The organism is Pseudogemmobacter humi (assembly GCF_900609055.1).
Taxonomy (GTDB): Bacteria; Pseudomonadota; Alphaproteobacteria; order Rhodobacterales; family Rhodobacteraceae; genus Pseudogemmobacter; species Pseudogemmobacter humi.
Genome location: NZ_UXAW01000061.1, coordinates 19,768 through 31,395 on the forward strand (window position 1 = coordinate 19,768; position 11,628 = coordinate 31,395).

At 66.7% G+C, this 11,628-nt stretch carries 8 protein-coding genes; all 8 read right to left on the reverse strand.

Translation table 11 applies throughout. The features are described from left to right. Window positions 1-7 precede the first annotated feature (7 nt). Entirely contained in the window at window positions 8-1,261 is a 1,254-nt protein-coding gene (locus XINFAN_RS09795) for a sarcosine oxidase subunit beta family protein (protein ID WP_124086334.1), read from the reverse strand. Between the two features lie 43 nt (window positions 1,262-1,304). Continuing rightward, window positions 1,305-3,716 (reverse strand): GcvT family protein, encoded by a 2,412-nt coding sequence (locus XINFAN_RS09800; protein WP_124086336.1) that lies wholly within the window; start codon window positions 3,714-3,716, stop codon window positions 1,305-1,307. A 106-nt stretch (window positions 3,717-3,822) separates the two neighbouring features. Continuing rightward, on the reverse strand, window positions 3,823-4,506 hold the full coding sequence (locus tag XINFAN_RS09805) for a TetR/AcrR family transcriptional regulator (RefSeq protein ID WP_124086339.1): 684 nt from the start codon (window positions 4,504-4,506) through the stop codon (window positions 3,823-3,825). Window positions 4,507-4,643: 137 nt separating this feature from the next. Further along, window positions 4,644-6,257 carry an ABC transporter ATP-binding protein gene (locus XINFAN_RS09810; RefSeq protein WP_124086341.1) on the reverse strand — a complete coding sequence of 538 codons (1,614 nt, stop codon included), beginning with the start codon at window positions 6,255-6,257 and terminating at the stop codon, window positions 4,644-4,646. Between the two features lies 1 nt (window position 6,258). Next, entirely contained in the window at window positions 6,259-7,092 is an 834-nt protein-coding gene (locus tag XINFAN_RS09815) for an ABC transporter permease (RefSeq protein WP_124086343.1), read from the reverse strand. Window position 7,093: 1 nt separating this feature from the next. Next, window positions 7,094-8,059, reverse strand: a complete 966-nt coding sequence (locus XINFAN_RS09820; protein WP_199286394.1) for an ABC transporter permease — start codon at window positions 8,057-8,059, stop codon at window positions 7,094-7,096. A gap of 27 nt (window positions 8,060-8,086) precedes the next feature. Next, entirely contained in the window at window positions 8,087-9,658 is a 1,572-nt protein-coding gene (locus XINFAN_RS09825) for an ABC transporter substrate-binding protein (RefSeq protein WP_124086347.1), read from the reverse strand. 509 nt (window positions 9,659-10,167) lie between these two features. After that, the coding region (locus XINFAN_RS09830; RefSeq protein ID WP_148087140.1) for a vWA domain-containing protein at window positions 10,168-11,628 on the reverse strand (1,461 nt) is incomplete at its 5' end.

The window sequence follows — 11,628 nt, forward strand, 5'->3', positions numbered from 1 at the left end:
GTCTACCTCAATGCGCGATGCCGGAGCCCGCGGCCTCGTCGATCAGCCGACCGCGCGCGAAACGGTCCAGATCGAAGGGGCGCGAGATGTCGTGGTGCTGCCCGGTGGCCAGCAGATGCGCCAGCAGCGTGCCGCCCGCCGGGATCGCCTTGAACCCGCCGGTGCCCCAGCCACAGTTCAGGAACAGCCCCGGCAAGGGGCTTTCCCCGATGATGGGAGAGCTGTCGGGCGCCACATCGACGATCCCCGCCCATTGCCGCATCAGCTTCAGCTGACGGAACGAGGGGAACATCTCCACAAGGCCCGAGATCACCGTCTCCAGCACCGGCAGATTGCCGCGCTGGCCGTAGGAGGGGATGCGGTCGAGCCCGCCGCCCACCACCATCTCGCCCTTGTCGGACTGGCTGGCATAGGTGCCGGCGCCGGGCGAAAGCACCACCGTGTCGAGGATCGGCTTCACCGGCTCGGACACGCAGGCCTGGAGCGCGTAAGAGGTGACCGGCAGCCGGAACCCGGCCTTCGCCGCCATCTGCGAGGAATGCCCGGCGACGGCGAGGCCGACCCGGTCCGCCCGGATTTCGCCGCGCGAGGTTTTCACGCCCCGGCAGCGCCCGCCCTCGATCAGGAACTCCTGCACCTCGCATTGCTGGAGGATGTCGACGCCAAGGGCCGAGGCCGCGCGGGCATAGCCCCAGGCCACTGCATCGTGCCGCGCGGTGCCCGAGCGGCCCTGCCACACGCCGCCGAGCGCGGGGTAACGCGCCTTCGGCCCGAAGTTGTAGACCGGCAGCACGCGCTTCACATCACCGGGCCCGAACAACTCGGCATCGGTTCCGTTGATCTGCATCGCGTTGACCACCCGGGCCGCCATCTCCATCTCGGCGGGGGTGTGGGCGAGGCTGATCATGCCGCGCTGCGACAGCATGATGTTGTAGTTCAGTTCCCGCGACAGCCCCTCGTAAAGCTTCAGCGCCATGTCGTAGAGCCGCACGCTTTCGGGGAAGAAGTAGTTCGAGCGCACCACCGTGGTGTTGCGCCCGGTGTTGCCGCCGCCGAGCCAGCCCTTCTCGATCACCGCGACATTGGTGATGCCATGGGTCTTCGCCAGGTAATAAGCGGTCGCCAGACCATGCCCGCCGCCGCCGACGATCACCATGTCGTAGCGCGGTTTCGGCTGGGGCGAGGTCCAGGCCGGAGCCCAGCCCTTCTGGCCTTTCAGCCCCTCTTTCACCAGCGAAAGCGCGGAATAATGCCTGGTCATGACGCGGCCTCCGATCTGGCCAGATGCCCGGTGGGGCGGGGGCTCAGGCGCGGAACGCCGCGCCTTTGGGATCATAGGGCGAGGGCGGGATGACGCGCGCGGCCACTTCCCGGCCGACGATATGCAGGCTCAGTTCCGTCCCGGGCACGGCGGCCCGGCGGTCCACCATCGCCATGGCGAGGCTCTTGCCGAGCGTGTGGCCATAGCCGCCCGAGGTCACGAACCCCACGAGAGCGCCGTCCTGCCAGACCGGCTCGAACCCGGTGGCGTCGGCATCGGTCGCCGCCACCTCCAGCGTCACGACGACCCGGGCCGGGGGCTGGTCCCGCTCGGCCAGCGCCGCCTCGCGGCCGATGAAATCGCCCTTGTCCCAGGCGATGAAGCGGTCCATCCCGGTCTCGCCCGGGGTATACCCCTGGGTGAATTCGCGCGACCAGATGCCGAAGCTCTTCTCCAGCCGCAGGGACAGCACGGCGTTGAAGCCGATCTCGCGCAGGCCGAGGTCTTTCCCGGCGTCGAGCAGCATCCGGCGCAGCGAGGCATGTTCCAGCGCGCCGCAGTTGATCTCATAGCCGAGTTCCCCTGTCACCGACATGCGCGCGACCTTCGCCCGGATCAGGCCCAGATCAACGCTCCGGCAGCCCATGAAGGGCAGGGCGGCGCCCGACAGATCCTGATGCGTCAGCTTTTGCAGGATCTGGCGCGCGTTCGGGCCGACCACGGCGAAACCGCCGATGCTGTCAGAGATGTCGCGCACGCTCACGCCCGCACCGGCATGATCCTCGAACCAGCGCATGTGCCATTGCCGCAGGTAGTAAGAGCCCATGATCCAGAAGGTGCCGTCGCCCCAGTTCAGGATCGTCAGATCGCCCTTCAGCCTGCCGTTCTCGCCCAGCATCGGCGCAAGGCCCGCGCGGCCCGGCCCCGGCAGTTTGCAGGCGAAGGTGCGGTCGAGCCAGGCCGCAGCCTCCGGCCCGCTCACCTCGTAGCGCGAGAAGGCGGTGATATCCAGAAGCCCCGCGCTTTCGCGCGCGGCGCGGCATTCCGCCCCGATCAGGTCGAAGGCGTTCGAGCGTTTCAGCGACGGCTCCTCAATGAACCCCTCCGGCGCGAAATAGAGCGGCTGTTCCAGCCCCCAGCCCGCGCCCCACCGGCAGCCCGCCGCCGTCATCGCCTCATACGCGCCCGGGGCCTTCAGCACCCGGCCCGCGGGAAGCTGTTCGTTCGGATAGCTCATCACGAAGCGGCGCGAATAGAACTGGCCGGTGGTCTGGCGGATATATTCGCGGTTCGAGGCGAAGTCGCCGTAGCGCGCGATGTCCATGCCGAAGATATCGGCCTGCGGCTCGCCCGCGATCATCCATTCGGCCAGCGACTTGCCGACGCCGCCGCCTTGCAGGAAACCGGCCATCACCCCGCAGGCGACCCAGTAGTTGCGCACCCCCCGCACCGGCCCGACGAGCGGGTTGCCGTCGGGCGAGAAGGTGAAGGCGCCGTTCACCCACCGCCGGATCCCGGCGGTGTTCAGACAGGGGAAGCGCCGGAAGCCCAGCGACAGCTCGTTCTCGATCCGGCCGGTGTCTTCCTGGATCAGTTCGATCCCGAAATCCCAGGGGGCGCCCTCCATATGCCAGTGTTTGAAGTCGCGCTCATAGATGCCCATGAGCAGGCCCTTCTGTTCCTGGCGGGTGTAGGTGAAGCCCTCCAGATCGACGATCAGCGGGATTTCCCCCTGCATCTCGACCAGTTCGGGGATGGATTCGGTCACCAGATAATGGTGCTCCATCGGCGAGACCGGCAGGTCGATCCCGGCCATCCGGCCCACCTGTTTGGCCCAGAGCCCGCCCGCGTTCACCACATGTTCGGCGATGATCGTGCCCTTGTCGGTGATCACGTCCCAGGAGCCGTCGGGGCGGGGCCGCAGGTCTTCGACCTTCGTATGTTCCAGGATGGCCGCGCCGCGGTTCTTTGCCGCGCGGGCATAGGCATGGACCACGGCCGAGGGGTCGATATGGCCCTCGCGGTCGCTCCACATCCCGCCGATGATGCCCTCGGTCGAGACGATGGGGCAGCGGCGCCTGATCTCTTCGGGGCCGATCAGTTCGACATCGTTGATGCCCAGCGACTGGAAGGTGCGATAGGCCGATTGCAGCCATTCCCAGCGGGCCGGGGCCGAGGCCATCGAGATGCCGCCGGTCATGTGCATGCCGATGTTGATGCCGGATTCCTCGCCCACCTCGGTCAGCAGGTCGATGGTGTAGGATTGCAGGGCGGCGATGTTCGGATCGGCGTTCAGCGCGTGGAAGCCGCCCGCCGCATGCCAGCTGGAGCCCGCGGTCAGCACGTCGCGCTCGATGATGGCGACATCGGTCCAGCCGGATTTCGCCAGGTGATAGGCGACCGAGGCGCCGACGACGCCGCCCCCGATGATCGCAACGCGGTATTGATTCTTCATGGCCGCCTCCTGTTTGCGGCAGGCTGCCATGAGGGTACACTTATGTCCAGTATCTCGCGGACAGGAGTGAACGGATCACGCCCCGGGCGGTGCGAGGGGCGCGGTATCAGCCGCGCGCGCGCCGGGGGCGAAAATAGATTTCGTCGAGCTTCGCGAAGAAGTCGCGGCACAGCTCTTCGTCGGGCACGAGGCCGGTGAAGATGTGCAGATAGGCCGGCCCATGCGAGAATCTGACCTCGGGCGCCTCGATTTCCTCCAGCGTGTGATGCCCGATCTGGGTGTAATAAAGCACCCGGGCCCGGATCAGGGCCTCGCGCTCGGCATAGCCATGGCGCAGGAACATCCGGCGCAGGGCGTCGACCCGCAGCTGATCCGCCTCCAGCACCACCCTGCGCACCTCTGGCGCGCGGCGGGCCCAGAGCCGCACGGCGATGTCCAGCCCCGGGTTGAACAGCGCCTCGTCGATCCAGCATTCAAAGACATTGATGACCGCACGGATGATATCGGGGGCGGGCCGCATCGCCCGTTCGATGATCGGGCTGGTGTTCTTCTTCAGCCAGTCCTCCAGCATCGCCTTGTGCAGGTCTTCGCGGCTTTCAAAATGCCAGTAGAAACTGGAGCGCGCCACATCGAGCTGCCGCGCCATGATCTGGATCTTCACCCGGTCGATCCCGTCCTCGACCAGGGTTCTGAGCGCGAGATCCAGCCAGTCCTGCCGGGTGAGCCGTTCGGAACGCTCCTGCTCGGAGCCGGTGCCCTCTGACACGGTGGCGGCATCTTGTTCCGGCATTTTCATCCCCGTGCGGTTCGCTGCATCGACAATAGGCTTCGGGGCCCCTCACATGCAACGCCATGGGCGCGGCGGCGGTGCGGGGCGCAAGGCGGCGCCATGAGGGCCGCACATATATGTACCTTCAATGCCCGTTTTCAGGGCTCTGAAGGCCCTTGGGCCGCCACTTCCTCCAGCCAGCCCTTGCGCATCTGCGGCACCGAAACCAGCAATTTGCGGGTATAGGGGTGCATCGGTTCGGCAAAGACTTCGGCGGTCGGGCCGAGGGCGACGGTTTCCCCCTTCAGCAGCACCAGCGTGTTATGGGCGATGCGGCGCACGATCCCCAGGTCATGGGTGATGAACAGATAAGAGAGGCCGAGCTCGTCCTGCAACCGCATCAGCAGCCGCAGGATGTCGTCCGCGATCAGCTGGTCCAGCGCCGAGGTCGGCTCGTCGCAGATGATGATCTCCGGCTCGGCCGCCAGCGCCCGGGCGATGGCCACGCGCTGCTTCTGCCCGCCCGAGAGTTGCGGCGGGAAGCGCTCGGCGAAACCGGCGGGCAGCCCGACCAGATCCAGCAGCCCGGCGATCCGGCGCTGCAAGGCCGCGCCTTTTTCGCCGCTGCGCAGCGCAAGCGGGCGGCCGATGATCTTCGCCAGTGGCTGGCGCGGGTTCAGCGACATGTCGGGAAGCTGGTGGACAAGCTGGATGCGGCGCAGCACATCCGCCTCGCGCTGGCGGTAGCCGGGGGCAAGCGGCCTGCCGTCCAGCCGCATCTCGCCCGCCATCTGCGGCAGAAGGCCGGTCAGCACCCTGGCCAGCGTCGATTTCCCCGAGCCGGATTCGCCCACCACCGCCAGCGTCTCGCCGCGGTGCAGGCGGAACGAGACCTGCGACAGCACCTTGCCGCCGCCGTAGCCCGCATCGACCGCGCGGGCCTCCAGCACCGGCGCGCCGGGATCGGCGGGCAGGGGGCGCATCAGCGGCCGGCTGTGATCGCGCTCGGCCACCAGGGCCGAGGTATAGGCCTGGGCCGGGGCGCCGAGGATCTGCTCCGCCTCGCCGAGTTCGACCATCTTCCCGCCGCGCAGCACCATGATCCGGTCGGCCACCTGGGCCACCACCGCCAGATCATGGGTGATATAGAGCGCGGCGGTGCGCAGATCGCGGATGATCTGCTTGATCAGCGCCAGCACCTCCATCTGCGTCGTCACGTCCAGCGCGGTGGTCGGCTCGTCGAAAACGAGGATATCGGGCCTGCCGATCACTGCCATCGCCGCCATGGCGCGCTGCAACTGCCCGCCCGAGACCTCATGCGGATATTTGCGCGCCAGTATCGCGGGCTCGGGCAGGCCCAGCTTTCCCAGCAGTTCGACGGCGCGGGCCTCGGCCTCCGGGCGGGTCATCTGGCGGTGGCGCAGCGGGCTTTCGCAGATCTGGTCGATCAGCCGCATCGCCGGGTTGAAGGACGCAGCGGCGCTTTGCGCGACATAGGCGATGCGCATGCCGCGATAGCCCTGCCGCCCCTCGGGCCCGATGCCGCGCAGATCGGTGCCGTCGATGCGGATCTCGCCGCCCGCGATCCGGCAGCCCGCACGGGCGTAGCCCATGGCGGCCAGCGCGATGGTCGATTTTCCGGCGCCGCTTTCGCCGATCAACCCCAGCACCTCGCCCCGCCGCAACTCCAGCGAAACGTCATCGACCAGGACCTGGCCGTTCAGCGCCTCGATACGCAGGTTGCGGATTTCCAGGATGTTCTCGTCGCTCATCTCACAGCTCCGCCGAGGCGCCGGAGGGCTTGACGTTGCGCGACAGCAGCCAGTCCACCACCAGGTTGACCGCCACCGTCACCAGCGCGATGGCCAGCGCCGGCCAGATCGGCGCGAGGATGCCGAAGGCGATGGCCTGGCCGTTCTCGCGCACCATGCCGCCCCAGTCCGCCTGCGGCGGCTGCACACCGAGGCCGAGGAAGCTGAGGCTGGCGACATAGAGGAAGTTGAAGCAGAACCGCAGCCCGAATTCGGAAATCAGCGGCGGCATGGCATTGGGCAGGATCTCGTGGAACATGATCCAGGGCATTTTCTCGCCGCGCAGCCGCGCCACGTCGATGAAGTCGCGCGCGGCGATGTCCACCGCCACCGCCCGCGCCACCAGAAACACCCGGGTCGAATCCAGCAGCGCGATGGTCAGGATCAGCGTCGGGATCGAAGAGCCGAGCGCGGTCAGCACGATCAGCGCCATGATCAGCACCGGCACCGAGAGGAACATATCCACCACCCGCGACAGCAGATTGTCGAGCACCGGCCCGCCGACCGAGGCGAAGATCCCCGCCGAGACGCCCAGGGTGAAGGACAGCACCGTCGTCACCAGCGCGATGCCGATGGTGGTCTGCGCGCCGGCGATGATGCGCGAAAGGATGTCGCGGCCGATGTTGTCGGTGCCCAGCCAGAATTCAGTCGAGGGGCCGGTCCAGGTTTTGCCCACGGTGGCGTCGGGCGCATAGGGCGTGATCCACGGCCCGAAGATCGCCAGCAGGATGAACAGCACCATGACCGTTGCGCCGAAAAGCGCGCTCAGCGGGATCCGGGTTCCGAAAAGCAGCATGTCATCTTCCCCCGCCGGGGCGGCGCAGACGCGGATTGACCAGCACGGCCAGCACGTCCGAGATCAGGTTGAGCCCGATGAAGGCCAGCGCGAAGAACACCCCGCAGGCCTGCACCACCGGAATGTCGCGCTTGCCCACCGCATCGACCATATACTGGCCGAGGCCGGGGTAGACGAAGACCACCTCGATCACCACGATCCCGACCACCAGATAGGCGAGGTTCATCGCCACCACCGCGATGATCGGCGCCGCGGCATTGGGCAGCGCATGGCGGGTGATCACCGCGGCGCGCGGCACGCCCTTGAGGAAGGCCATCTCGATATAGGGCTGCGACATCACCGACAGGATCGAGGTCCGCGTCATCCGCATCATATGCGCGGTGACGAGGCACGAGAGCGCCATCACCGGCAGCACCATCGCCCGCAGCGCCTCAAGAAAGGACATCTCGGGGAAGATGGTCGAGAGGTTCGGCAGCAGGTTCAGCTTCACCGAGAACACCAGGATCAGCAGATAGGCGGTGAAGAACTCGGGGAAGGAGATCGCGGTCAGCGCACCCATCGCCAGCGCCCGGTCGAGGAAGCTGCCCTCGCGCGCGGCCGAGAGCACCCCCAGCCCGATCGCCAGCGGCACCGAGACCAGCGCGGTCAGCCCGGCAAGGCGCAAAGTGTTCCAAAGCCGGGGCCAGATCGCCTCGTTGATGCTGGCCTGGGTGGTCAGCGACTGGCCCAGATCGCCGTGCAGCAGGCCCCAGATCCAGTTGCCGTAGCGCAGGACCAGCGGATCGTCGAGGCCGAGCTGCTCGCGGAACCGCGCCAGCGTCTCGGGGGTGGCGCCGCGGCCGAGGATCTCGGTCGCGGCATCGCCGGGCAGCATGTTGGTGGCCACGAACACGAGGACGGTGACGCAGAACAGCGTCACCAGGCCAAGCGCGAGGCGGGTTGCGACATAGCGTTTCATTGCCCTGATGCGGCCCCCAAAGCTGCCCTTGCCCGCTTACGCGAACCAGGCCTTTTCGGCGACCCGCAGGTCGTCGAAGCCGAAACGCGGGTGCTTGTTCACGCCCATGACGTTCTTGCCGTAGCCGTCCAGCGTGTCGTTGATGGCGAAAAGCACATGGCCCGCCTCGTCCGAGGCCATCTGCTGGCAGGTCGCATAGATCTCTTTGCGCTTGCCCTGATCCAGTTCCACCCGCGCCTCGGCCAGAAGCTTGTCGAAGGTTTCGTTCTTCCAGTTGCTGTCGTTCATCGGCGAGGTCGAGGAATAGCAGACCGTCAGGTTCTCGTCCGCCGTCATCCGCGAGCCCCAGATCACCCCGCAGAACGGATCGACGCGCCAGACGTTGCTCCAGTAACCATCGGCGGGAACCTTGTTCAGCTCCAGCCTGATGCCGGCGGGGTCCAGCGATTGCTGGAAGATCTGCGCGCAATCGGGCATCGTCACCCAGGCGCCCTCGGAAACGGTCAGGCGGAATTCGCTGCCGGAAAGTCCGGCCTCTTTCAGGTGCCAGGCCGCTTTGTCCGGGTCATAGGGGCGTTGCGGCAGTTCGGCGTTGAAGAACGGGCTGTTCGGGTTGATCGTGTGATCGTTGCCGATGGTGGCATAGCCGTTCAGCACATTGTCGATGATCTTCTGCCGGTCGATGCCGTATTTCAGCGCCAGCACCGCGTTCTGGTTGGTATAGGGATCGTCCGAGACCCGGGCGCAGAACACATAGCGCAGCCCGGTGCCCTCGCTGCGCACCACGTTCAGATTGGGCGCCTGCGCCAGGAAATCGACGGTGCGCGGGTCCAGCCGGTTGGCGCCGTCGATCTGCCCCGATTGCAGCGCCGAGGTCCGCGCCACCGCGTCGGAGATATAGCGCACCTCCACCCGGTCGAAATTGCCGCGGCCCGGCTTCCAGTAGTCGCCGCGCAGGGTGAAGACGGCGCGCACGCCCGGCTCGAAACTTTCCAGAAGATAGGCGCCGGTGCCGATCGGGTTGTTCCAGTCGCTATGGCCCTCGGGCACCACCAGCAGGTGATAATCGCCCAGAAGCGCCACGAAATCGGCATTGCCCTCGCTGAGGGTGATCGCGATCTGGCTGTCGGACAGTTTGGTGATTTCGGTGATCGGTTCCAGATTGCCCTTCAGCTGCGAGACCGACTCGCCGCGATGCAGGTTGATCGAATAGATCACGTCGTCGGCGGTCAGGGTCTTGCCGTTCGAGAAGGTGATGCCCTGGCGGATGTTGAACACCCATTTCGCGGCGCCGGGTTCGACCTCCCAGCTTTCAAACAGCTCGGGCTGCGGCAGGCCTTCGGCATCGAATTCGATCAGCCCGTTCATCACCGCATAACACAGCGTGATCGGCACCTCGTCCGAGAGCGTCATCGGATTGAAACTGTCGGTGCTGGCGCCGCCCTCCATCCCCAGTCGGAGCGTGCCGCCTTTTTTCGGCGTGTCGGCATGGGCGGCGCGGGGCAGCCACAGCCCGCCGGCCGTTACGGTCGCGGTGACTGCTGCCGTGCCAAGAAAGCTGCGGCGGGACAGATGGGCGCCCGGGGTGTGGGTCTTTGCGTCAGTCATGTCTCTGGTTCCCTGTTGGTTCGGCAGTGCCAGCGTTGCTTAAGGAAGTACATAAATGTACCTTAGCTGCTTTGCCAAGATTTTCTTGCCGCCTGCATGGATCTGGCATTACGGCGGCGCCTTTCAGCAGAATGTCGCAAGGGCTTCGACATTGGGCGGCACAATATTTTCAGAAAGACGTACATATATGTTTGGCCTGGAAAAGAGGGGGCAGCCGGTTGATCCAAAACGCAATTCCCGGCCCGTGCGGGCTGGCTCTGCGGTCTGTCAGCCAGGAACTGCCGCCGACCCTCGGGAAAGGCCCTGAGCCATGGCACCGGCGGGCTTTATGGTGAGAGGGCCGTTTTCCGGTCGTCCCCTCTGCGCCAGGCGGTGGCGCCGGTCGATGGAATCGGCGTGATCGGCCCGCCATCCGGGCAGGAGGGGGGGTGATGGCTCCTCCATTTCCGGAGAGGCCAGGGGCGGGCGGGGGGAAGATGCGGGCAGGCCCGCATCTTCGGATCTGCTCATCAGCGCGCGAGGCTTTGGGCGAGGCGCATCAGGGTGACCGCTTCGATCCGGTATCCGAAGTCATCCGCGCCGCGGGCCGAAAGCGCGAGGTCCACCGCATCCTGCCAGGACCAGTCGCCGGTATAGGCCGAGCCTTGCAGAAGCTGGCCGAAGCCCGCGATGGCGGCGGCGAAGCGGGTCTCGTCCGTCGCGGGCTCGCCTCCGGTGATCGGGGTTTCCACCAGTTGCGAGGCGCTTTCGCCCGGCGCCTTCCAGCGCAGCCGCAGGAAGCCGAGTTCGTCACCCGCCTCCGTCTGCGCCAGGGGGGCGCCATAGCGCAGCGGGTCGTTGCGCAGCCCTTCCGAGCCGGGCGCCGCGATCTCGTAAAGCGCGGTGACCTGGAGCCCGGCGCCGATCTCGCCGGCATCCACCTTGTCGTTGTTGAAGTCCTCGCGCCGCAAAGCCCGGGTCTCATAGCCGATCAGCCGGTATTCCGCGACCCGGGCCGGATTCCACTCGACTTGCACTTTTACATCATCCGCAATGGGAAACAGCGCCCCGGTAAGCTGGTCGACCAGCACTTTTCGCGCTTCCGACAGGCTGTCGATGTAAGAGGCGGTGCCGTTGCCGTTCTGCGCCAGCGCCTGCATCGTGGCATCGTCAAGGTTGCCGCGACCGAAGCCCAGCACCGAGAGATAGACCCCCTCGTCGCGTTTCGTGGCGATGAAGCGCTCCAGCCCGGCGGGGTCCGAGAGGCCGACGTTGAAATCGCCGTCGGTCGCCAGCAGCACCCGGCTGACCTCGCCTTCTCCCGCCATCTGCGCGGCGATCCGGTAGGCCAGTTCCAGCCCCTCGGCCCCTGCGGTCGAGCCGCCCGCGGCGAGGGCGTCGAGCGCGGCGAGGATCGTCTCGCGCTCGCCCGCCGGGGTGGGGGGCAGCACCTCGCCCGCGGATCCGGCATAGGCGACGATGGCGATCTGATCCTCCACTCGCAACTCGGGCAGCATCAGCGCAAGCGATTGTTTCAGAAGGCCCAGCTTGTTCGGATCCTCCATCGAGCCCGAAGTGTCGATCAGGAAGACGAGGTTCAGGGGCGGGCGGTCCTGGATCGCGGGCAGCGCGCCCTGAAGTGCTATGCTGACCAGTTGGGTATGGTCGTTCCAGGGCGTCGGCATCACGGCAAGCGTGGTGGCGAAAGGCGCATCCCCTTCCGGCGCGGCGTAATCGTAGGGGAAATAATTGATCATCTCCTCGATCCGCACCTGTTCGGGCGCGGGCAGCAGGCCTGCGTTCAGCGTGGAGCGGATCACCGCCCAGGAGGCGGTGTCGACATCGGTCGAGAAGGTCGAGACCGGCTCTTCCGCGGTGATCTTCACCGGATTGGCCCCGGCATTGGCATATTCCTCGGTGGAGGGGGCGGGCAGGGCAATCTGATCGCCGGGGGCGATGCGGGCGCGCTCCTCGCTGCGCGCGACATAGGG